The following is a 21,363-nucleotide window of genomic DNA, read 5'->3' on the forward strand; positions in this document are numbered from 1 at the left end:
AACCAGCGCGGTGATCGGGGGTAAACCTGGGCGGTAGTCGTCACGCGTCGAACACCCGGTCACGCACGCCTAGTTGAGCACCGCCTGCATCACCTTCTTCGCGATCGGCGCGCCCAGCTTGCCGCCCGAGATGTCCTCGCGCGAGATGTCCATCGCCGTCGGGTCGATGAACACCGCGACCGCGACCGCGGGTTCGTCGCCCTTCTTCGCGTACGAGACGAACCAGCCGTACGGGACTTCCTTGTTGACGTCGACGCCCCGCTGGGCGGTGCCGGTCTTGCCGCCGACCGTGACCCCGTCGATCAGGGCGCGCTTGGCGCTGCCCTCCTTGGCGGTGAACTCCATCATCTCCTGCACCTTGCGCGCGGTCTGCGGCGAGACGGGCTTGCTCATCTCCTTGGGGCGGTGCTTCTCGATCGTGGAGAGGTCGGGGGCGCGCACCTCGTCGACGAGGTACGGCTGCATCAGCTTGCCGTCGTTGGCGAGCGCGGCCGTCACCATCGCCATCTGCATCGGTGTGCTGGTCAGGCTGCCCTGGCCCATACCGGTGAGGGCGACACCGGGCTTGTCGAGCTTGGCGGGGTACAGGCTCTTGGAGGCGAGCAGATCGCCGAGTTCCTTGTCGTAGACGTCCTTGTTGAAGCCGAACTTCTCCGCCGTCTCACGCATCTTGTCCGCGCCCACCTTCGACGCCGCGTCCAGGAAGACGTTGTTGCACGAGTGCTGCATGGCGGTCTTCATCGACGCCTTGTCGCACACCTCGTTCCCGGCCTCGCTGCCGACCGTGGTCGTGGAGAGCGGCAGCCGGTACGGGGAGGCGGCGCCGGAGCTCGCGTTGATGTCCGTGACCGCGCCGTGCTCCAGGGCGGCCGCGGCGGTGAGGATCTTGAAGGTGGAGCCGGGCGGATAGGTCTCCCGCAGTGCCCGGTTGGCCAGCGGCTTGCTCTTGTCGGCGTTGAGCGCCGTGAACTTGTCGCTCTCCTTGAAGGACTCGCCCGCGAAGACCGACGGGTCGTACGAGGGAGTGGAGGCGAGGGCCAGGACCTTGCCGGTCTTCGGGTCGAGCGCGACCACCGCGCCGCGCGCGTTGATGTCCATCAGCCCCTTGTACGCCGCCTCCTGCGCCTTGGCGTTGATGGTCGTGAGCACATCCGCGCCGCGTGGTTTGGTCCCGGTGAAGAAGTCGGTCGCCCGCTGGAGGGAGAACCGGTTGTCCGTACCGGCCAGCGGCTTCTTGTAGATGGACTCCAGGAAGGTCTCGCCCTGGGTCTGGGAGGCGTAGCCGGTGACGGGGGCGTACATCGGGCCGTTCTTGTAGACCCTCTTGTACTTGAGATACGAGCTGGGCGGGGACTCGACCGAGCCCGTGACCGGCTTGCCGTCGACGATGATGTCGCCCTTGGGCTGGGCGTACTGGCGGATCTTCACCCGGGTGTTGTGGGAGTCGTTGTCCAGGTCGTCGGCCTGGACGAACTGGACCCAGGTGCTCCGTATGAGCAGGGCGCATATGAGGACCCCACAGAATACGGCCACATGCCGCAGCGGCTTGTTCATCGTCGTCTTCACTCCGTACCGGCGATCGCTGTGCGTCTTCCTTGTGGGGAAGATGTGAATGCCGATGCGGATGGTTGCGAAGAAATGAACTTTAGTTCGACATTGCCCGATATCAGAAAATGCCGCTCGAAGGCAACGTGGACGGGCGGCTTCCGGTCCGCTCGTCGCCCGTCCTCACCAGGTGAGCGGCAGTGTCTCCGGGCCCCGGTTGATCGAGCCCCGGCGCCATCGCACCTGCTCCGGCGCGACCGCGAGACGTACCTCCGGTGCGCGGCGCAGCAACGTCGCGAGGATGACCTCGCACTGCATCCGGGTGAGCGCGGCCCCGAGGCAGTAGTGCGCGCCATGGCCGAAGGCGAGGTTGGGCGACTCGTCGCGGGACAGGTCGAACCGGTCCGGCTCGGTGAAGACCTCCGGGTCGCGGTTGGCGGCGAGATACGAGACGTACACCGCCTCCCCGGCGCGGATCACCACATCGCCCACACGGACGTCCTCGGTGGCGATCCGGGGCAGACCCACACCGTTGCGCTGCGGGATGAACCGCAGCAACTCCTCGATGGCCATGGGCAGCAGCTCCGGATCCGCCCGCAGCCGCGCCAGCTCCTCGGGGTGGGTGAGCAGGGTGTACACCATGGTGGAGCACTGGTTGCGGACCTGGTCGAGCGCGTTCAGCACGATCATCACGGCCAGCGAGATCAGCTCGGGGGCGCTGAGTTCGTCGGTGGCCCGGGCCGCGACCAGCTCGCTGAACAGATCGTCGCCGGGGTGGTCCACCCGGTGTGCGGCGAGCTCGCGGAAGTACCCGGCGATCTCGGCCTTCACCGCGTTGCTCTCCTCCAGTGAGTGGTCGCTGGAGAGGATGACGGCCCGCCAGGCCTGGAGCCGGCCGAGGTCTTCCTCCGGCACCCCGAGCAGCTTGCCGATCACCCGCTCCGGCATCGGCCCGGTCACGCACTCGGTGAGATCGGCGGGCGCCCCCTGCGCCAGCATGGCGCCGACCAGCTCCTCGGCGATCGCCTCGGCCTCCACCTTCAGCGAGGCGACCCGCTTGCGGTTGAAGGTCTGGGCGAGCAGTCGCCGCAGCCGGGTGTGGTCGGGCGGATCGGTGCGGCCGATGCCCCCGGCGGGTGCCACCACATGCGGGGTCATGCCGGTCACCGGCCGGTCGACGGTCAGCGCCCGGCTGAACCTCGGGTCGGACGTGACCTCCTTGATGTCCTGGTACCGCGTCACCAGCCAGGCGCTGCCCTCACCGAACCGCATCCGCACGAGCGCGACCGGCTCCTCCCGCAGCAGCCGGTGCAGCAGCGGGTCGAACTCCAGGGCGTCCAGGTGCTCCACCGGCCAGAAGTGCTCGGTGGCCCCGTCGGAGGAGCGGGGCGCGTCGGTGCGTACGTCCTCGGTCATGACGTGACCCTCGCGTTCACCGTCGGCGCTTGTACGGGAGGGGTGTGCCGCAGGGGGGTGAGCTGCTCGATGTCGTACCGTACGCGCAGCTCCTGCACGGCGGCCGGGTCGATCTCGCCGCCGCTGTTGAGGAGTTCGAGCAGCTCCTCGAAGTAGCGCTCGTGGTCCGGGGGAGGGGCGGCCTGGAAAAGCATGCGGGCGGGGCGGCCGGTCGGGTTGGCGAAGGCGTGCGGACAGCCGGGCGGCACCAGGATCATCGTGCCCGCCGTCGCCCGGATGTGGCGCTCGCCGGAGCGCGACTCCCACTCGCGCCAGTCGTCGCGGGTCCGCACCTTCGGCTCGAACGCCATCACGTCCAGCTCGCCTTCGAGGAGGTAGAACAGCTCCTCGCTGCGGCTGTGGGCGTGGGCGCCGACGTCGAAGCCCGGCGGCACCTCCACCTCGAAGGTGGAGGCGACGGTCGAGTGCGTACCGGTGACCTTGAAGGTCACCTGCTGCGCGGCGGTCCGGATGGTGCGACCGCCGCCGGGCGGGATCACCAGGCCGTCGATGGGGCGGGTACAAGGATCGAGGTCGTCCACGGCTGTCTCCTCTCGGATGGGTACTGACGGATCATCAGATCCGTCACCACGTCACCGGCAGTTCCTTCGGTCCCCGGATCAACGCCCCGCGCTCCCACACCAGTTCGTCCTCGGGCGCGGCGAGCCGCAGCTCCGGGAAGCGGTCCCACAGCGAGCGGAGCAGGATCTCCGACTCCATCCGGGCCAGCGTGGCGCCGGGGCAGTAGTGCGGTCCGTGGCCGAAGGCGACATGCGGGTTGTGCGTGCGGTCGAAGTCGAGCTGCTCGGGGTCGGCGAAGACCTGCGGGTCGCGGTTGGCGGTGAGATACGAGACGTATACGGGGTCGCCCTCGGGGATGAGCACCCCGCCCACCTCGACGTCTTCGAGGGCGATCCGGGAGAGGCCGACCGCGTTGCGGTGCGGGATGTAGCGCAGCAGCTCCTCCACGGCCTGCGGCAGGAGTTCGGGCTCGGCGCGCAGCCGGGCGAGGTGGGCGGGCTTGGTGAGCAGCGCGTACACCATGTTGGCGCTGTTGTTGCGCACCGCGTGCCCGCCGCCGATCTGGATCAGCACGGCGAGCCCGACGGCCTCGTCCAGGTCGAGCGTGCCGTCCTCGACGGCTCCGGCCAGCGCGCCCGCCAGGTCCTCGCGCGGCTCGGCCCGGCGCCGGGCCAGCAGATCGTGGAAGTACGCGGCCATCTCGGCCTTCGCCTCCTCGCTCGCCTCGCGGCCGCGCCCGGCGGAGATGATGGTGTCCGACCAGTGCGCCATCTTGGACTGGTCCTCGTCGGGCACGCCCATCAGCGCGCACACCATGGCGAGCGGGAACGGCCGGTTGAGGTGGGCCACCAGGTCGAGCGGGCCGCCCTTGCGCTCCATCCGGTCGAGCAGACCGTCCATCACGCCTTGCGCGTGCTCGTGCAGCCGCCGCATGGAGCGTGCGGTGAAGGCACTGGCGACGACGCGCCGCATCCGGGTGTGGTCCGGCGGATCGGCGAACCCGACGGCCCCGGCCATCGGGATGAAGTGCGGGGCCAGCCTGGTGACGGAGCGCCCCATGACGGCCTGCCGGCTGAAGCGGGGATCGACGGAGACGAACCGTACGTCGTCGTAACGGGTCGCCAGCCAGGCATGCCCCTCGCCGTTGGGGAGCCGGACGCGGGCGACCGGCTCCTCGTGCAGCAGCCGGTGCAGCAGTGGGTCGAAGGCCAGGCCGGGCAGATCCGGCGGAGCCCAGAAGTGGACGGTCGACTCACTTGCGGTCGCGTCGTTCTGCACGGTCTTCTCCTCCACGGCCCTGTCCTCCTATACCTCTACGGATTTCTTCGGCGCCGCCGTCGACGTCCAGTGGCCCAGCGCCACTTCGGCGGTGATACCGGGCCCGAACCCGGCGATCAGGCCCTTGGCCCGGTGCTCGGCGCCGCCCTCGTCGAACAGGCGGCCCAGCGCGTCCAGGACGACGGCGCTGGCGATGTTCCCGTACTCGGTGAGCGTGGCCCGGCTGAAGCGGAACGCCTCCGGTGGAACGCCGAGGTATTTGCAGAGGTCGTCCAGGATGCGCGGGCCGCCCGCGTGGACGACGTAGAAGTCCAGGTCCGACGCGTTCCAGCCATGTTCGTCGGCGAGCCGTCCGAGGGCGGGCGCCAGCGCCTCCATCGTGCCGGGGACGCGTTTGTCGAGCAGGAAGTGGAACCCGGTCTCGCGGACCGCGTATGCGATCCAGTCCTCGGTCTGCGGGATCAGATACGAGCCGTTGCGCTCAAGCCGGATCCCGATGCCGCCCGAACCGCGCACCACGGCGGCGGCCACGGCGTCACCGAACAAACCGTTGGAGAGCAGCGTGCCGACGCCCAGGTCGGTCGGCTGATAGCTCAGCGAGCAGAACTCGCAGGCCACGACGAGGACGTTGGCGTCGGGGTAGGCGGTGCAGAAGTCGTGCGCCCGGTTGATCGCGCTGCCGCCCGCGGCGCAGCCGAGCTGTGCGATCGGCACCTGGCGGGTCTCCGGCCTGAATCCCATGGTGTTGATCAGCCAGGCCGTCAGGGACGGCATCATGAACCCGGTGCAGGACACATAGACGATCAGATCGATGTCCCGCGCCGTGAGCTCCGCGGTGTCCAGCGCCTGCCGTACGACCTGCGGCACCCGAGCCTTGGCCTCCACCTCGTACAACGTGTTCCGCACCTCGAACCCCGGGTGGCGCAGGGTGTCCTCCAGCGGCTGCACCAGATGCCGCTTGGCCACCCCGGTGTTCTCGATCAGGCGGAGCGCGAGCGCCAGCTGGGGGTGGTCGGCGTGCACGGTGCGCACCAGGTCGAGCGTCTGCTCGGAGGTGATCACATGCTCGGGCACGGCGACGGCAGGTCGGCACAAGACAGCCATGGGCGGAACATCCTGGAGGGGTAGGCGACACCGGCCTCGTGACGTGGGGCGGGCGGGCTGCCGGACAGCCGTGGATGATCATCCCCGGCCTGTGCCGCAGGAAGTCCAAGATCCCTCTGGAAGTACACAAAAGTGTTATTCGGATGGCGCGTGTGACGCTTGACGGTCGCGGATTCGCCGGGTGGCGCATCCGCGACGGTGCCGGGTCCCGGGTGCGCCGACGTGTGCGATCTTGGGACGCCGAGCGATGGGGTGCTTCACAGGGATACGAGGGGGAGACGTCATGTCGTCGTCACTGCTGGCGGGCCGGGTGGCTCTGGTGACGGGTGCGAGCCGTGGGATCGGTGCGGCCGTCGCCCGCGCCCTGGGCGCGCACGGCGCGTCCGTGGCGGTCAACTACCTCCGCAACGCCGAGGCCGCCGCGCGCGTGGTCGCCGACATCGAGAAGTCGGACGGCCGGGCGATCGCGGTCGCGGGCGACGCGAGCGACCTGGCACAGGTGCGGGCGATGGTGGCGACGGCCACGGAAGCGCTCGGCCCGATCGACGTCCTGGTCTGCAATGTGATGGTGGGCACGGACCGGATCGGCGCGAGAGCCGGGGCGGCGCGGGGCGGGACTGCGGGCGGGTGCTTCATCGACACCCCTGACGGCATCGCCTCGGTACGGGACGCGGTCGCCTCACAGCTCGACGCGACCCTCGCCTGCTGCCATGCCGTCGTCCCCGGCATGCGCCGGGCGGGCGGCGGCTCGATCGTCCTGATCGGCGCGTCGACCACGCACAACCCGTACCCCGTACCCATCGAGATCGCGGCCGCGAAGAGCGCCCAGGACGCCGTAGGCCGGTCCCTGGCAAGGGAGTTGGCGCCGGACAACATCCGCGTCAACACCCTCGCCCCGGGCTTCGTCCCCACCGACGCCAACGCGGGCCCGTTCCAGGCCACCCTCATCACCCACACCGCCGAGGTCACCCCGCTGCCGAAGCCGATCCTGCCGGAGGACGTGGCGGACGCGGTCGTCCTCCTGACCAGCGACCTGTCCAGCAAGATCACGGGCACGTTCGTGCCGCTGGACGGCGGGAGGACGCTGATCTGAGGCGCCCTCCCGCGGACGATTAGGCTCCGATGCCATGAACGACGTGGTGAATGTGACTGATGTGGCCGATGTGTACGTGGGCAACGCGGGCAAGGACGCGGCGCTCGACCGGGGCTGGCTGCTCGGACACTTCAAGGACGCCGGGGATCCCCGGCACAGCGAGGCCGTCGAGATCAAGTGGGGTGTCCACCCGCGCGGCGACGAGCGGGCGCGATGGGTGACCGGTGAGGAGCGCACGGCGCTGCTGGTGCTGATCAGCGGGCGCTTCCGGGTGGAACTTCCCGGCCGCAATGTGACGTTGAGAGAGCAGGGCGACTACGTCGTGTGGGGGCGGGGGGTGGATCACTCCTGGTACGCGGAGGAGGAGTCCGTCGTGCTCACCGTGCGCTGGCCGTCGGTGGCCGGCTATCGGGTGGGCGAGGAGTCGGCCGTGGGGTCCCCGGCCCCGGCCCCGCGTGGGCCCAGCGCGTCGAGGTAGTGCGCCACCGCGTCGCGGTTGCGGGTCAGGCAGTTGATGCGGGCCGTCATGCGGTCGCGGTGGAGTTCCAGGCCCGCGATCGTCTCCGGGGTCATGTCGGAGAAGTGGGTGGCCAGGGGCTCGTCCAGGCACGGCAGGATCTGCTTGATGATCCTGGTCGGCAGCCCCGCGTCGAGCAGCCCCCGGATCTGCAGGACCCGGTTCACATTGGAGTCGTCGTACTCGCGATAGCCGTTCGGCGTGCGGTCGGCGCCGATCAGGCCCTGCTCCTCGTAGTACCGCAGCAGCCGAGGAGGCGTGCCGGTGCGCTGTGACAACTCTCCGATACGCATGCGATCGCCCCACGTCCCGTCGCCCGGCTCCGGGCGGCTCAACCTTCACATCCATGTGATGGTTCAAGCATAACGCCGTCGTGTGATCGGCTTGACCCTCACGTCACGTGAGGCATCACGCTGGATCACGACGAAAGGCACCGCGATGAGTTACTCCGTCGGCCAGGTCTCCGGGTTCGCCGGGATCACCGTGCGCACCCTGCACCACTACGACACCGCGGGGCTGCTCACACCCAGTGAGCGCAGCCCCGCGGGCTACCGGCTCTACAGCGACGCCGACCTCGCCCGGCTCCAGCAGATCCTCTTCTACCGGGAGCTCGGGTTCTCCCTCGACGAGATCACCACGATCCTTCAGGACCCCGAGGCCAACGCCCTGGACCAACTGCGCGCCCGCCACAAGCGGCTGAGCGAGCAGATCGGAAAGCTCCGGCGGATGATGGACGTCGCCGAGCAGGCCATGGCCGTGCAGCAGACCGGCGTACGGCTCACACCGCAGGAGCGGTTCGAGGTCTTCGGGGAGATCGCTTTCGATCTCAGTTACGCCACGGAGGCGCAGCTCAAGTGGCAGGACAGCGACGGCCACCGGCAGTCGATGGCCAGCGCCGCCGCCCACACCAAGGAGGACTGGGCGCGGATCATGGCCGAGGCGGCGGCGTGGCGCGAGAAGTTGCTCGCCGCGTTCGACGACGACCGTCCCGCCGAGTCGGAGGCGGCCATGGACCTCGCCGAGGATCACCGCCGTCATATCGCGCGGTGGTTCACGTCCTGCCCGCCCGAGATGCATCGGCGCATCGCCGACGACTTCGCCCGGGACCCCCGCGCCTTCGCACTCGTCGTGCCCGCGTCACAGCAACGGCCCGGCCTCGCCACGTATCTGCGTACCGCCGTGGAGGCCAACGCCGCACGTCAAGCCGCCTCCGAAGGACATCCCACGTCCGACGGACACCCCGAGGACAGCCATGAAGATTCTGATCACCGCTGCCGGATCGTACGGTGATGTCGTTCCGTACACCGGTCTCGGCGCCCACCTCCGGCACGAAGGACACGATGTCGCGCTCGCTGCGCCGGAGTCGTTCGCCCCGCTCGTGAAGTCCGCCGGGCTCGAATTCCGGCCGCTGCCCGGCGATCCACGGGCGAAGGCCGCATCCGGGAACGGTTCCGCGCCCGGGAAGCGTGCGCTGATGCGCGCGGCGGGCGCGTATGTGCAGGAGTTGGCCGGCGGGCTGGCCGACACCGTCGAGCAGGGGACCGAACTGATGCTGCTCTCCACGACCACGGCCCCGCTCGGCTGGCACATCACCGAGGCCACCGGGACACCCGGCCTCGGTGTCTATCTTCAACCGACGCACCCGACAAGGGAGTTCGCCCCCGTCGTCGCGGGCGCCAAATCGCTCGGGGCATGGGGAAACCGGGCGATGGGACGCTTCTCGCTGAAGATGGTCGACCGTGTCTTCAGTGAGGCCGTCAAGGGCCTGCGAGTGCGGCTCGACCTGCCCGCCGCGACGCCGGGCGAAGTGCGCAGCAGGGCCGAGCCCAGTTGGGCCGTACTGCACGGCTACAGCCCGGCCGTAGTGCCGCAGCCGGGCGACTGGCGCGAGGGCCTGGAAACGGTCGGCAACTGGTGGCCGTACCACGCCCCGGACGCCGAACTCCCCACCACAGTCGAGGACTTCCTCCGCTCAGGGCCGCCTCCCGTCTTCATCGGCTTCGGCAGCATGGCGGCGGGCGAAGGCGAACGCCTCGGCGAACTCGCCGTACGCGCCCTGCGCTCCGCAGGACTGCGCTGCATCCTCCAGACGGGCCAGGCCGGACTGCACGCCTCCGGCGACGATGTGCTGACCGTCGGCGAACTCCCGCACGCCCTGCTCTTCCCCAGAGTGGCGGCGGTCGTCCACCACGGCGGAGCGGGCACGACGGCGGCGGCCCTGCGTGCGGGAGCGCCCGCGGTCCCGGTGCCGGTGACGGCCGACCAGCCGTTCTGGGCGGCCCGCCTCGTCGCCCTGGGCGCGGCCCCGTGCGCCATCCCGTTCAAACGCCTGACCGCCGAGCGCCTCGCCGACGCACTCGGCCGGGCCGTGAGCGACCCCGCCCATGCCCGCGCCGCCGGAGACCTGTCCCGCCGTATGGCAGGGGAGGACGGGGCGGGGCGGGTGGCGTCGGCGGTGGCCCGGCTGGCGGGGTGACGCCCTGGTGGGGTGGCTACGTGAAGTGGTGCGCGCGCCGTTCCAGGACGGCCAGCGCCTGCTCGGCCCAGCGGATGTTCTCCTGCTCGAACGCACGGCCCCGCATCAGGGTCAGATACGGGCCGACGCGTTCGGCGCTCGCGAGGAAGTCGTCCTCGGCGCGCCCGTCGAGCAGTCGGGCGCGCAGCCGGTCGTAGCGGGCCAGCTTGGCCCGTGCCCACTCCAGCCGTTCGGCGATCGAGGCACGGACGGCGTCGGCGTCGCCCGCGTCCACGGCCTGCACCTTGATCAGGAGTTCATCGCGGATCGCGCTGGGCCTGGGCGGCTCTGCGGTGAACGACCGAAGCGCCGCGTACCCGGCGTCGGTGAGGGAGAACAGCCGCTTGTTGGGCCGCCGTTCCTGCTGCACGACCCGGGCCTCGATCAGACCGTCGGACTCCATCCGGTCGAGCTCGCGGTAGAGCTGCTGCGGGGTCGCCATCCAGAAGTTGGCCACGGACGCGTCGAACCCCTTGGCCAGGTCGTACCCGGAGGCCTCGCCTTCAAGGAGCGCGGCGAGGACCGCGTTGCGCAATGCCATTGCGCCAAGTTATCACTTGCGTTAATAGGTGAGTATTCGGGTAATCAAATTGATGACTAATTCGGATTACTTTGGGGCTGCCTGCGGCGGTGCGGACACGGCCCGGGTGTTGATCGTGAACGTGGCGCCGTCGGGGTCCCGGACCGTCGCCCAGGGGCCGGTGGCGCCGGTGCCCTGGTCGATCACCACGCCGCCGTGGGCACGTGCGGTCGCCGTCTTGGCGGGGACGTCCACCGTGACGAAGTGGACCTCCCAGTGCGGACGGAGCGTGGGGTCCGGTGCGGCTTCGAGGGCGCCGGAGCTGAGGCGGGCGACGATGTGGCCCGCGTGTCGCAGCACGACCTCGTCGGCCTCGTACTGGACGTCGCAGCAGCCCGGCCGCTCGTTGGCCCAGTCCAGGACCTCTCCGTAGAAGATCGCGGACTCGAAGGCGTTACGGGTGCGCAGCCGCAGCCACGCGGGCTCCCGGTCGCGCCACGACTCCCAGTCGGCGACGAGCTTGCCCTGCCAGATGCCGAACACGGCGCCGTCCCGGTCGGCGGCGAGCGCGCCCCGGCCCGTCTGGAAGGAGACCGGGCCCACGGCGACCGTGGCGCTCCGCTCGCGGATGCGCCCGGCGGTCGTGTCGGCGTCCTCGACCGCGAAGTAGGGCGTCCAGGCGACCGCCACCTGCAGCTCCGGAGCGAGCGCTCCGATGCCTGCCACCGGCTGGCCGTTGTCGAGGGCCACCCGGAACTGCTCGCCGAGACGTCCGGTCCGGAACGTCCAGCCGAACACGGCCCCGTAGAAGTCGAGTGCGGGGGTGAGGTCCCGTGCCATGAGACTCACCCAGCACGGCGCCCCGAACACCGCCGCACTCGATGAGGCCTTGGAATCCGGGACTGTGGTTGTCCTGTCCATCGCTGATGCCGATCGCTATCGCTTGACGGCTTCCTGCCTCACCATCTTCCCGCAAAACGGACGCCCCGCATCCAGTCACTTGCCCTATCGACTACGTTACGTAACGAAAGGGGTGGATTGGTAGCTTTCGGTCAGCATCTGCGGGGGATACCCCAGCCGGTGCTCACTGGCCCGGCTATGCGGCGCGCTGGTAGCTGGCGCCGTCCCTGGTGCGGGTCAGCAGGCCCGCTGTGATCAGGTAGCGGCGCAGCGCCGGGTAGTCGTCGTGCACGGTGAGCAGCGCGTCGTTGACCTCGCGCTCGGTGTACGTGCGGTCCGGCTCGAACAGCGTCTCCTGGAGGTGCGCGAGCAACTGCTCGCGGCGGGCTGCCTTGCGGGGGATCGCCGTCAGGCGCCCATGGGAGAAGAGCGAGGCCACGCCGTGTGACGCCGCTGGGGAACCGCTGGTTCTGTTCTCGGACATGGCCGGAAGCCTGACGTACCGGTTGTCGGCCCGGCAACGTATTTTTGCCGGGAGGGGGCGATACCGGGGGCTCGGTCGGTATGCGCGCGAGGGGCGGCGGGCGAGCGGTGACGACCACGAAATACCGCGCCCCGTGCGACAGTTGAAGGGAAACGGGGAGCGGGATGGCTCAAGCTTTGCTCGACGCCGTACGAACATTTGTGCCATGCTCGCGCTCCGGTCGGACGTCTGGCACAGCGGGGGTGTGAGATGGGGCTGGTGAGCGAGTTCAGTACCGCGGCCGTGCCCGCGAGGGAACGGTTCGCGCTCTGGACGGAGTTGGCCGGTCAGTCGCACGTACGCAACTGGCTGCGCAGTGAGTCGTCGCCGGACTTCCACGCCTCGCTGCGCGTGCTCGACCTGGGCGATGTACGGGTGTCGACGCTGACGTACCCGAGTGTGGAGATCACCCGTACACCGAAGCTGATACGGCAGGACGACCCCGAGGTGTACCAGGTCAACGTCCTCATGTCGGGGTGCGGCCGGGTCTCGCAGGGCGGGCGGGAGGCCGTTCTGCGGGCCGGGGAGCTGGTGGTCGTGGACAGCAGCCGCCCGTTCGAGGGCGGGTTCGACGGCGAGCTCTCGTCCATGACCGTGGTCCAGCTGCCCCGGACCCGGCTGCCGCTGCCCGGGGACGTGGTCCAGCGGGTGACCGCGACCCCGATCGCCGCGGACCACGGGATGGGCGGGGTGTTCGGGCGCTGGCTCGCCGACCTCGACGCCCGCGCGGACGAGTGCGCCTTCGACGACATCCCCGCCCTGGCGTCGGTGACGATCGACCTGCTCGCCGCCGTGCTGGGGCGTCGGCTGGCCGTGGAGGACCAGATGACGCCGGAGTCGCGCAAGCAGGCCCTGCGCGTCGAGGTCTGCGACTTCATCGACCGGCACCTGAGCGACCCGTCCCTCACCCCGGCGACCGTCGCGGCCGCGCACCGGATGTCCCTGCGCCAGCTCCACCAGGTCTTCGACTCGCGCGGCATGACCATCGCCGCCTGGATCCGCTCCCGGCGGCTCGAACGCTGCCGCCGGGACCTGACCGATCCGGGCCTGCGCCGACGGCCGGTGTACGCCATCGGCGCCCGCTGGGGCTTCATAGAACCGGCCCACTTCAGCCGGGCGTTCCGGGCCGCGTACGGAATCAGCCCGCGTGACTATCGCGAGGCAGCTCTGAACCGCTGAGGGGGCCGTCCGTGCGGGAGTGGTAGTAGAGGAAGCCGTACTCGTCGGCCCAGCAGGCGTCGCCGGTGAAGTTCCAGCCGTTGCGCACGTAGTCCTGCTGGTGCTCGTCGTCGTCGAGATAGCGGCAGCCCGTGGGTCCCTTGACGGCGAGGGCGCCGACCTCGCCGTGCGGGAGCGGGCGCCCGGACTCGTCGACGATCGCGATGAGATAGCCGGGCACGGCCCGGCCCATCGCGCCGGGCCGGGTCCAGGCCTCCTCGCCGCGCATCGCGACGAAGATGTGGAACATCTCGGTGGAGCCGAGCCCGTCGACGAGACCGCTGCCCGTGCGCCGCTTCCAACTGCGGCGGGTCTCGGTCGGCAGCGGCTCCCCGGCCGACACGCACTCGCGCAGCGAGGACATGTCGTACGTGGTCCGCTCGGCGCAGACCGCGCGGTAGACGTCCGGGGCGCCGAAGCACACGGTCGCCTTGAACTTCGAGATGGAGCGGGCGAGTTGGCGCGGCGTGGGGTCGTCGAGGAGCACCGTCGTCGCGCCCACGTGCAGCGGGAAGAGAAGCAGCCCGCCGAGCCCGTACGTGGATGTCAGCGACGCGGAGCCGATGAACCGGTCGTCACCGGTGGCCCGCAGGACGTGCCGGGGGAAGGAGTTGCACGCGGCCATCACATCGCGGTGCGAGTGGATCGTGGCCCTCGGCGTTCCCGTGGTGCCGGAGGTGAAGGCGATCAGACAGGGGTCGGTCGCGGTGGTGTCGACCGGGAGCGACCAGTCCGGTTTGGTCGCCATGGCCTGCTCCAGCGTGGTGCTGGTGCTGGTGCTGGTGCTGGTGTCGGGGCCCGCCTCGTCGTCGAGGAAGTACATCGTCCGGGGCGCGCGGCCCGTCGCTGCCAGTCCGGAACGCAGCGCGGACTCGCACAGGACATGGGTGACCCGCGCCTTGTCGATCACATGGGCGAGCGCCTCGCCCCGCAGCGACGTGGGCGCGGCGACCACGATCCCGCCCGCTCTGACGACCGCGAGCCAGATCGCCGCCAGCATCGGGGTGTTGGCCCCGCGCAACAGCACCCGGTTGCCGGGCACGAGGTCCAGGTCCTCGGTGAGCACATGGACGATACGGGAGACCTCGGCGGTGAGCTGCCCGTACGTCCAGCGCACGCCGTGCGGCGACAGCACGGCGAGACGCTTCGACCGGTCCAACGACCCGGCTCCGTCGAGAAGTTCCCACGCGCAGTTGAGCCGCGTCGGGAATCGCAGATGGGGCATTCCGAGGAGAAGGTCGGGCTGGAGCAACGCGGGCGGTAAGTTGTCCCGGACGAACATGTCGGCGTGGGCTGATCCGTGGTCTGCTGGCGATGGGGTGTTCAACTGCCTGCCCCTCCTGGTCGGCTTGTGCCTCATTCAACGAGGCCCGACTTGAGATGTCCTTGACGATGCGTGCACGCACGTTGCCGGATCGTGCACGCGGGCATGGCGGACCTGGTGGGGCGTGGTGCGGCTCGGACCGTGCTGGGTTGCTCGCGCAGTTCCCCGCGCCCCTAAGGGCGCGGTCTGCGGGTCCGCCTCGTTGGGGGCGGCCTCCCGTAGTTCGAATGTTTCAACTTCCTTCGAACGGTGGGGAGTTGATCTGTTACCGGCGGGAACACCTTTGAGTAGAGACCGACTCCGGTCCCCTCGCGCTCATCCCCAACACGAGTCATCCCCCCCAAGGCTCGTCCCCCCACACGCGAGCCCCGCCCGCAGGGGCTCAGCTCTGGAGACCCCCATGCCCGAACTCTGGCTTCCCGGTGCCCAACGCATCGACGTGGGCGACCACGCCCCCACCGACTCCGGCTACCCCGCCAAGGCGATCGCCCACATCACCTGGGACAAGAACGCCTCCGCCAGTAACCCACAGGACCAGGTGCCGTACGCGAACCTCCAGGACTGGTTCGGCCGTAACCCCGACGGGAAATCGTCCGCCCCGCATCTGCTCTGGTCGCCCTTCACCGGCGCGCTCACCCAGTTCTTCCCGGCGAACTCCCGGTCGAAGTCCCTCGTCGACTTACCCGGCGGGACCCGTACCAACAGAGCGGGCTCGGTGGTCATCCAGATCGAGGCGCACTTCTTCCCGTACTGCCGGGTGAGCGGCACGGTCTACGCCCGGCTCGTCGACACCCCGTGCGCCGGCTGGGCGGGGCTGAACGCATGGGTGCGTTCCTGGGGCGTGGCCGACACCTGGCCGATGGGGCGGCCGGTCGACTTCAGCTCGCACCGCGACGAACACGTATGGGAAACCCGGGGCGGGTGGTACGGCCACTCGCAGGTCCCGGAGAACGACCACGAGGACCCGGGCTCCTGGCCCTGGTTCATCGGCGGGCCGCCGCCCCCGTCCAAGCAGGTGTCGCTGGCGCACGTCATCGCCGCGGCCAACCGCGACCCGGGCCTTCCGCAGGGCGGGACCACGTACAAGGCGGACGTCCTGATCGTGGAGCGCGCCCTCAACGCGGAGGGGCTGCTCGGCGCCGCCTGGGTGGACGGCTCCTTCGGCACCAAGACCAAGACGGCGTACGCCGCTTGGCAGAAACGTTGCGGCTACTCGGGTGCGGACGCGGACGGGATCCCCGGCCGTGACACCCTCACCCGGCTCGGCGCCCGCCACGGTTTCACCGTGGTCTGATCCGACCGGGTGCACCGCGTCCCGGCGTGCACCGGGACGCGGTGGCGTCACCAACTCGACTTGCGCACCCCCGGCAGCAGTCCGGCATGCGCCTGCGCGCGGACGTTGATACGGGAAAGACCGAAGGTGCGCAGATGGCCACGCGGGCGGCCGTCCACGCTGTCCCGGTTGCGGATCCGGGTGGCGCTGGCGTCGCGGGGCTGGCGGCACAGTTCGCCCTGGGCGGCGGCGCGGTCCTCGGGGGAACTGCGCGGGTCCCGGATGATCGCCTTCAGGGCGGCGCGCCGTATGGCATACCGGGCGACGACCACGCGGCGCCGCTCGTTCTTCGCGATCTTGCTCTTCTTTGCCATCAGATCTTCTCCCCGCGGGCCCGGATGCGGGCGACGGCCTGCTCGATGCCGATGCTGTCGACGGTCTTCACGCCCTTGGCGCTCAAGGTCAGACGTACGTGGCGTCCCTCGCTGGGCAGCCAGTAGCGCTTGCGCTGGATGTTGGGGTCGAACCTCCTGCGGGTGCGGCGGTGGGAGTGGGAAATGGCGTTGCCGAACCCGGGCTTGCGGCCGGTGAGTTGGCAGTGGGCGGACATGCGGGAGCCCTCCTCGCTGGGCGACGGGTGTTCCGTACGCCACCACCTTAACGGTAATGAAAACCATTTCTGTATAGTCTTCGACATGGCACGCAACGAACTGCGCCCGGTGATCAAGCTGCGCTCCACCGCAGGCACCGGCTACACCTACGTCACCCGCAAGAACCGCAGAAACGACCCCGACCGCCTGACTCTCCGCAAGTACGACCCGGTCATCGGCCGGCACGTCGACTTCCGGGAGGAGCGATGAGTTACCGGCTGCCGGTCGTCCTGGTCGCCGAGCTGCCCGACGCCGCCTGGGAGCTGGTGCCCCCGGTCTGCCGCGTCGCGGCCGCCGTGGACTGGCACTCCGCACACGGCGGCCGCGCCCAGCACCTCACCTTCACCTCACCGCGCCTGGACCGCGACGGCCTCCTCGACCCCGTCCACTGAGATCCCCCCCCACCGACCCTTCAGGAGTACGCCATGCCCACGCGCCGAACCAACGACAAGAAGCCCGCCCCGCGCCCCAACCCGCTGGACGTCGCCGGGATCACGTACATCGACTACAAGGACACCGACCTGCTGCGGAAGTTCATCTCCGACCGGGGCAAGATCCGCAGCCGCCGCGTCACCCGGGTCAGCGCACAGCAACAGCGCGAACTCGCCCGCGCGATCAAGAACGCCCGCGAGATGGCCCTGATCCCTTACGTCTCGCGCTGAGGAGAAATGCGACCGACGGGATCAATTTCGGCCCCTCAGGTGTACGAGACCTGCCGTCGACGAGCCGAGCGCCTAGGCTCATGGCGTGCTGCGCATCGTGGATCATCTCGCCGGACCAGGGCCGCTGCGGGTCTGTGCTCATGTGCCGGTGGGCGAGGGCCCCGGTGAGTTGACGGGGCTGCGGGTGCTGCTGGCCGCCGACGTGCTGGGCCGGGTGGTCGAGCTGCGGGGCAGAGCCGTTCTCACCGGGTGGACCGGCCCCCGCGTCCCTTCGGCCGGTGCCGCCGGTATCCGTCCGGCCGACGCCACCGGCACCCCCGAGGAGATCGCCGAGGCCCTGGGCGGCCCACCGGCCGTGCAGTTGACCAGCCGGGCGTACGAGGGCGGGGGCGGCGCGTGTCTGCGGATCGCCGAGGCGTCGGTGACCGAGACCGCGACCGGCCCCGCCGACAAGGACCCGCTCGCCGTACGGCTCGTGCTGCTCGGTCGCCCGTACCACGAACCGGTCGAGGTCACGGCTGAAGCCCTTGACGAGGCGGATCTCCGGCTCGCGCGATGGCGGCGCGCCGTGGCGGGCTGGGCCGACCACCCGTCCAAGCCGCTCTGCGCCGACCTCGTGCGCACCGCGCGCGCCGCGCTGGAGGACAGCCTCGACGCGGCCGCCGTGCTGCGGCTCCTCGACGATCTGGAGGCGGACGCGGACGTACCGCCGGGTGCGAAGTTCGAGACGTTCGCGCGGCTCGACCGTGTCCTCGGCCTCGAACTGACCCGTGAGATCGGCCGCTCGCCCGCCGGGGCGCGGGCATGAGCCCGCTGCGGCGACTCGTGGTCCTGCGGCACGCCAAGTCGGCCTGGCCCGAGGGAGTGCCCGACCATGAACGGCCGCTGGGGCCGCGCGGGCTGCGCGACGCCCCGGCGGCGGGCCGGTGGCTGAGCGCGGCGGACTGTCTGCCCGACCTCGTGCTGTGTTCCACCGCCCGCCGCACCCGCGAGACCTGGGAGCTCGCGGCCGCCGAACTGGGCAGCCCGCCTCCCGCCCGCCACGACCCCCGCCTCTATGCGGCCGAGGACCGGGACCTCTTGGACGCGGTACGCGAAGTCCCCGACATCATCGGGACGTTGCTCCTCGTCGGGCACAACCCCGGCGTCCAGGACCTGACGCTGCTGCTCACCGGCGAGGCGCTGGGCGACACCCTGAACCGGGCCCAGACCAAGTTCCCCACCTCGGCCATCGCCGTGCTGACCTGGCGCGGGCCCTGGTCGGTCCTCGCCCCCGGCACCGCCCTGCTGACCGACTTCGCCGTCCCGCGCGGGCAACGGCCCTGAACGCAGGTCAGACCAGCGAGCGGCACAGCAGCGCGTCGGGGCGGCCCCAATGGCCGATGGCGTTGGTGTAGGCGAGCCCCGCCGCGTACTCGTCGGAGGAGCACTGCCCCTTGTAATTGCCGTACGCGAAGTCGCCGCCGGGACCGCCGGGCGGGCGGTTGTCGCCCCGGTCGAACCAGACCGTACGAGACGCGCTCCCGAGCGTCCTGCGGGCGGGCGCGCACAGCGCGGCGGAGACCGCGCCTCCCCGCAGGCTGTAGCCGAGCAGGAACTGGCCCTGGGGACACTGGAGTTTGCTGTATCCCGAGGCCCAGTCGCCGCCCGGGGGCACGTATCGCTCGTCCCGCACCACGGTCTGGTCGGAGCCCGACGCGCGCAGGTCTTCGTCGGTCGCGGTGTCGGTGCACAGCCCCCGGCCCTGGGTGTGGCTGATGCCGATGAGCCGTTCGCCGTCCGGGCAGACCGCCTTGCGCGCCCCGCTGTCCCAGTCGCCCAGGGCCCGCACGCGCAGTGACTGGACGGCGTCGGCGTGATCGGTGGTGAGCATGTGCCAGGCGGGGACGGGTGGGACGTAACCGGACCTCTGCGGCGCGGTCATCAGCCCGCGCACCGCGTCGGCCCGCCAGTCGGTGCCGTCCAGGATCCCGGAGCGATGGCCGTCCCGGTCGTAACGGAGCAGTGCCCAGCTGTCCCCGCCCGGCCGCCCCTGACTGTCCGTGCTCCAGCCGACGAGCGGCCAGTACGCGAAGTCCGCGTCGGCGGTGGCGAGATAGCCGGTGAAGTGGGAGAACCAGGTGCGTGCGGCCGCTCCGCCCTCGTCGGAGCCGACGCCGAACTCGCTGATCCACACGGGCGCGGTGAAGTGCTGCCCGCTCTCGGCGGAGACGTAGAACGCCTCGTCGTGAAGGGCGGCTTCCAGTTGGTCGGGGGTGAGGTCCTGGTAGCGCGGGTCATGGGTCTCTCCGAGGCCGGTGGCGCCGCTGTGGTGGGGGCCGGTGTAGCCGTAGAAGTGGGCCGAGTAGACGAGTTTTCCGGAGACCACGAGTGTGTGGGAGAGCGTGCGTACGGGGGTGAGGAGCGGGCGGCCGTGGGGGAGGCCGTCGGCGGGGATGCCGGTCCAGTTGATGCCCTCGACGATGATGAGGAGGTTGGGATTGGCCTCACTCAGGATGCGGTCCCCGGCCTCCTGCGCGGCGGCGAACCAGTCGTGGCCGTCGCCGAGGCCCCAGTTGGGGTCGTCGAGGATGTCGCGGCGCACCTCGTTGTAGAGGTCGGCGCCCACCACGCGGGCGTTGTCCCGGTAGTGGCGGGCCATGAACACCCAGTCGTCGGCCCACTGCCGGGTGGTCTGGCGGCTGTTCCAGCGTTCGTTGCCGTCGACGCCGCAGCACCAACGGGTGGTGTTGGTGTGGTTGTTGAGGACGACCGCGAAACCGTCGGCGGTGAGCGCCGCCACCACGGCGTCGTACACCTGCAAGGGTGTCTTGCCGCGCAGCCCGGGATTGGCGGCAACGGCGGCGTCCGGCACCGGGGCGGTGGTGTGGATCATCTCGTTGGAGAACGGCAGACGCACGCTGTTGATGCCCAGGGCGTGGAAGTCGCCCAGGAGCGAGGGAATGGCCACCCGGTCCAGGCCGAGCGGGATGCCGTACGAGTCCTGGCCGCTGTGGTGGTTGGCCGGGTCGTTCGCATCGCCCGAACCGGTCCAGGAGCCTTGCGCCCCATCCCAGTTGGCCGACCTGAGCCGGAACCGGTTCCCGCCGGCGTCCACGATGTAGCGGCCCCGGGTGGACAGGGGAGCGGTCCACGTCCCGGCGGACGGGGTGGGGGTCGCCGCCGCGCTCGGGACGGCGACACCCGTCAGCGCGAGGCCCATCACAAGTGCGCGGCACACCGCGCGTACGAACGTCTTCACGTCACCTGCCTGGTCGTGGGCGGCCGTGCCCGCCGGGGGCCGCCCGACGAGCAGCCCCTCGGCGTGGTCGCCGCCGACGAGGGCAGGGACAAGTTACCGGCGGGTCCGCGAAGCGGCCAGACCCGTGCGCCCCCGAACCTGACGGAAGCTCAACTTCCGGCTGTCGGCGTGCTGTCGGCGGTCGCCACGACCTTGGCCACGAAGGCGTCCAGGTTCTCCATGGTCCGCGCGACCCTCTCGGCGAGCCCGAGCGTCTCGTTGGGCCGTCCCGCGCGCAGCTTCGGCTGGCGCTTGCCCCGTACGTACAGGGAACAGGCGAGGTCGGCGCAGAAGTAGATGCCCACGGTGTTGCCCTCGCGCCCGCGCGCCCCGGCGAGCGGGGCCGCGAGCAAGGAGACACCGGAGGAGGCGTGGGCCGTCAGGCACACCTGGCAGATGCTGGACTTGAAGGCGCTGGTGCGACCGGTGCCGGGCACCCGCAGAGTGATGCCCAGCGGTCCGTCCGGCCGGGGGATCACGAGGTGCGCGCGCAGCGGCGCACCCGGGTCCACCCAGCCGAGGAAGTCCAGGTCCTGCCAGGGCGACTCGGCGAAGTCGAGCGGCAGCCGCAGTCGGCGTGCCTCGCCCTTCGTGCAGTTCACGAAGGACGAACGGATGGTGTTCTCGGTCAAAGGCTCCACTCGGTGGACCGTACACAGGCCTCGTCGGGCGGGCATCCGAATTTGAGCTCGGCCATCGGGGTGATGAATCGTTTCGCTGTACGGGTCCACGGTGGTCGGCGTGATGGAGTTGCCCGCACCGGCACATGACCCCGCGCGAGAGGACGGACGGCGATGCAGTACGGCTGTCCTGGCTGTGACGCCCTGCGCGCGGAGGCCCGTAAGCCGGGCGCCGACCTCGCCGACCTGCTGCTCCGCACCCAGCTGCACGAAATGGAGCCGCACCCCGCCCGGCCGTCCGGCCCGGCGAAGAAGGAGCGGGGCGGCTCGAAGCGGGACTGACGGGGGTCGGCCCACGTATGCG

25 protein-coding genes and 1 pseudogene are annotated in these 21,363 nt (G+C 70.5%); 12 read left to right on the plus strand and 14 right to left on the minus strand.

The window, feature by feature from the left end:
- Positions 1–69: 69 nt before the first annotated feature.
- The 5 genes from ACT1U9_RS29365 to ACT1U9_RS29385 all read right to left on the minus strand — a co-directional run bounded on the left by ACT1U9_RS29365 (position 70) and on the right by ACT1U9_RS29385 (position 5,904).
- Positions 70–1,554, minus strand: a complete 1,485-nt coding sequence (locus ACT1U9_RS29365; protein WP_444535637.1) for a peptidoglycan D,D-transpeptidase FtsI family protein — start codon at positions 1,552–1,554, stop codon at positions 70–72.
- A 174-nt stretch (positions 1,555–1,728) separates the two neighbouring features.
- On the minus strand, positions 1,729–2,961 hold the full coding sequence (locus ACT1U9_RS29370) for a cytochrome P450 (RefSeq protein WP_444535638.1): 1,233 nt from the start codon (positions 2,959–2,961) through the stop codon (positions 1,729–1,731).
- The gene (locus ACT1U9_RS29375; protein ID WP_444535639.1) at positions 2,958–3,542 is read right to left on the minus strand and encodes a cupin domain-containing protein; all 585 of its coding nucleotides are present in this window, start codon (positions 3,540–3,542) and stop codon (positions 2,958–2,960) included. Before ACT1U9_RS29375 ends, ACT1U9_RS29370 begins: the two co-directional genes overlap by 4 nt.
- Positions 3,543–3,585: 43 nt before the next feature.
- Positions 3,586–4,815 (minus strand): cytochrome P450, encoded by a 1,230-nt coding sequence (locus ACT1U9_RS29380; protein ID WP_444535640.1) that lies wholly within the window; start codon positions 4,813–4,815, stop codon positions 3,586–3,588.
- 12 nt (positions 4,816–4,827) lie between these two features.
- Positions 4,828–5,904: a type III polyketide synthase gene (locus ACT1U9_RS29385; RefSeq protein WP_444535641.1), complete on the minus strand. Its 1,077-nt coding sequence runs from the start codon at positions 5,902–5,904 to the stop codon at positions 4,828–4,830.
- Positions 5,905–6,187: 283 nt separating this feature from the next.
- Here ACT1U9_RS29385 and ACT1U9_RS29390 point away from each other — a divergent pair, with 283 nt between their 5' ends.
- Both ACT1U9_RS29390 and ACT1U9_RS29395 read left to right on the plus strand, forming a co-directional pair.
- Positions 6,188–6,997, plus strand: coding sequence for an SDR family NAD(P)-dependent oxidoreductase (locus ACT1U9_RS29390; protein WP_444535642.1), 810 nt, complete (start codon positions 6,188–6,190; stop codon positions 6,995–6,997).
- A gap of 34 nt (positions 6,998–7,031) precedes the next feature.
- Positions 7,032–7,475: a signal peptidase I gene (locus tag ACT1U9_RS29395; RefSeq protein WP_444535643.1), complete on the plus strand. Its 444-nt coding sequence runs from the start codon at positions 7,032–7,034 to the stop codon at positions 7,473–7,475.
- On the opposite strand, the gene ACT1U9_RS29400 is transcribed toward ACT1U9_RS29395, so the two are convergent.
- Entirely contained in the window at positions 7,403–7,807 is a 405-nt protein-coding gene (locus ACT1U9_RS29400; protein WP_444535644.1) for a MerR family transcriptional regulator, read from the minus strand. The two genes, ACT1U9_RS29395 and ACT1U9_RS29400, sit on opposite strands and share 73 nt — an antisense overlap.
- Positions 7,808–7,952: 145 nt before the next feature.
- Between ACT1U9_RS29400 and ACT1U9_RS29405 the strand changes: the two genes are divergently transcribed.
- Both ACT1U9_RS29405 and ACT1U9_RS29410 read left to right on the plus strand, forming a co-directional pair.
- A complete protein-coding gene (locus tag ACT1U9_RS29405; RefSeq protein WP_444535645.1) occupies positions 7,953–8,804 on the plus strand; it encodes a MerR family transcriptional regulator in 852 nt (283 codons plus the stop codon).
- Positions 8,767–9,990: a glycosyltransferase gene (locus ACT1U9_RS29410; protein ID WP_444535646.1), complete on the plus strand. Its 1,224-nt coding sequence runs from the start codon at positions 8,767–8,769 to the stop codon at positions 9,988–9,990. The genes ACT1U9_RS29405 and ACT1U9_RS29410 overlap by 38 nt, the downstream gene beginning before the upstream one ends.
- 16 nt (positions 9,991–10,006) lie before the next feature.
- On the opposite strand, the gene ACT1U9_RS29415 is transcribed toward ACT1U9_RS29410, so the two are convergent.
- The 3 genes from ACT1U9_RS29415 to ACT1U9_RS29425 form a co-directional block, all read right to left on the minus strand.
- Positions 10,007–10,570 (minus strand): PadR family transcriptional regulator, encoded by a 564-nt coding sequence (locus ACT1U9_RS29415; RefSeq protein WP_444535647.1) that lies wholly within the window; start codon positions 10,568–10,570, stop codon positions 10,007–10,009.
- Positions 10,571–10,636: 66 nt separating this feature from the next.
- A complete protein-coding gene (locus ACT1U9_RS29420; protein ID WP_444535648.1) occupies positions 10,637–11,470 on the minus strand; it encodes a VOC family protein in 834 nt (277 codons plus the stop codon).
- Between the two features lie 175 nt (positions 11,471–11,645).
- Positions 11,646–11,933, minus strand: a complete 288-nt coding sequence (locus tag ACT1U9_RS29425; RefSeq protein WP_444535649.1) for a DUF2087 domain-containing protein — start codon at positions 11,931–11,933, stop codon at positions 11,646–11,648.
- 249 nt (positions 11,934–12,182) lie between these two features.
- On the opposite strand from ACT1U9_RS29425, the gene ACT1U9_RS29430 reads away from it, so the two are divergent.
- On the plus strand, positions 12,183–13,151 hold the full coding sequence (locus ACT1U9_RS29430) for a helix-turn-helix domain-containing protein (RefSeq protein ID WP_444535650.1): 969 nt from the start codon (positions 12,183–12,185) through the stop codon (positions 13,149–13,151).
- Here ACT1U9_RS29430 and ACT1U9_RS29435 read toward each other — a convergent pair.
- Complete coding sequence (locus ACT1U9_RS29435) at positions 13,111–14,349, minus strand: AMP-binding protein (protein WP_444535651.1); 1,239 nt, start codon at positions 14,347–14,349, stop codon at positions 13,111–13,113. The two genes, ACT1U9_RS29430 and ACT1U9_RS29435, sit on opposite strands and share 41 nt — an antisense overlap.
- A 565-nt stretch (positions 14,350–14,914) precedes the next feature.
- Here ACT1U9_RS29435 and ACT1U9_RS29440 point away from each other — a divergent pair.
- Entirely contained in the window at positions 14,915–15,808 is an 894-nt protein-coding gene (locus ACT1U9_RS29440) for a peptidoglycan-binding domain-containing protein (protein ID WP_444535652.1), read from the plus strand.
- 47 nt (positions 15,809–15,855) lie between these two features.
- Here the strand turns inward: ACT1U9_RS29440 and rpsN are convergent, their stop codons facing one another.
- The gene (rpsN, locus tag ACT1U9_RS29445) at positions 15,856–16,161 is read right to left on the minus strand and encodes a 30S ribosomal protein S14 (RefSeq protein ID WP_444535653.1); all 306 of its coding nucleotides are present in this window, start codon (positions 16,159–16,161) and stop codon (positions 15,856–15,858) included.
- The gene (gene rpmB, locus ACT1U9_RS29450; protein ID WP_444535654.1) at positions 16,161–16,397 is read right to left on the minus strand and encodes a 50S ribosomal protein L28; all 237 of its coding nucleotides are present in this window, start codon (positions 16,395–16,397) and stop codon (positions 16,161–16,163) included. Before rpmB ends, rpsN begins: the two co-directional genes overlap by 1 nt.
- A gap of 85 nt (positions 16,398–16,482) precedes the next feature.
- On the opposite strand from rpmB, the gene rpmG reads away from it, so the two are divergent.
- From rpmG to ACT1U9_RS29475, 5 genes and pseudogenes are all read left to right on the plus strand, one after another.
- Entirely contained in the window at positions 16,483–16,647 is a 165-nt protein-coding gene (rpmG, locus tag ACT1U9_RS29455) for a 50S ribosomal protein L33 (protein WP_444535655.1), read from the plus strand.
- A 26-nt stretch (positions 16,648–16,673) separates the two neighbouring features.
- Positions 16,674–16,829: pseudogene (locus ACT1U9_RS29460) on the plus strand (cobalamin biosynthesis protein CobW); the annotation flags it as partial.
- 33 nt (positions 16,830–16,862) lie between these two features.
- Positions 16,863–17,099 carry a 30S ribosomal protein S18 gene (gene rpsR, locus ACT1U9_RS29465; protein ID WP_444535656.1) on the plus strand — a complete coding sequence of 79 codons (237 nt, stop codon included), beginning with the start codon at positions 16,863–16,865 and terminating at the stop codon, positions 17,097–17,099.
- Between the two features lie 85 nt (positions 17,100–17,184).
- The gene (locus ACT1U9_RS29470; RefSeq protein WP_444535657.1) at positions 17,185–17,907 is read left to right on the plus strand and encodes a hypothetical protein; all 723 of its coding nucleotides are present in this window, start codon (positions 17,185–17,187) and stop codon (positions 17,905–17,907) included.
- The gene (locus ACT1U9_RS29475; RefSeq protein WP_444535658.1) at positions 17,904–18,425 is read left to right on the plus strand and encodes a SixA phosphatase family protein; all 522 of its coding nucleotides are present in this window, start codon (positions 17,904–17,906) and stop codon (positions 18,423–18,425) included. Before ACT1U9_RS29470 ends, ACT1U9_RS29475 begins: the two co-directional genes overlap by 4 nt.
- Positions 18,426–18,432: 7 nt before the next feature.
- On the opposite strand, the gene ACT1U9_RS29480 is transcribed toward ACT1U9_RS29475, so the two are convergent.
- Together ACT1U9_RS29480 and ACT1U9_RS29485 are read right to left on the minus strand one after the other, a co-directional pair.
- On the minus strand, positions 18,433–20,301 hold the full coding sequence (locus tag ACT1U9_RS29480; RefSeq protein ID WP_444539284.1) for a glycoside hydrolase family 5 protein: 1,869 nt from the start codon (positions 20,299–20,301) through the stop codon (positions 18,433–18,435).
- Between the two features lie 188 nt (positions 20,302–20,489).
- The gene (locus ACT1U9_RS29485; RefSeq protein ID WP_444535659.1) at positions 20,490–21,020 is read right to left on the minus strand and encodes an FBP domain-containing protein; all 531 of its coding nucleotides are present in this window, start codon (positions 21,018–21,020) and stop codon (positions 20,490–20,492) included.
- A 153-nt stretch (positions 21,021–21,173) separates the two neighbouring features.
- Between ACT1U9_RS29485 and ACT1U9_RS29490 the strand changes: the two genes are divergently transcribed.
- Positions 21,174–21,341, plus strand: coding sequence for a hypothetical protein (locus tag ACT1U9_RS29490; RefSeq protein ID WP_188277655.1), 168 nt, complete (start codon positions 21,174–21,176; stop codon positions 21,339–21,341).
- The last annotated feature ends 22 nt before the right edge of the window (positions 21,342–21,363 follow it).

The sequence above is a fragment of the Streptomyces sp. BR1 genome (genome assembly GCF_052373795.1).
Taxonomy (GTDB): domain Bacteria; phylum Actinomycetota; class Actinomycetes; order Streptomycetales; family Streptomycetaceae; genus Streptomyces.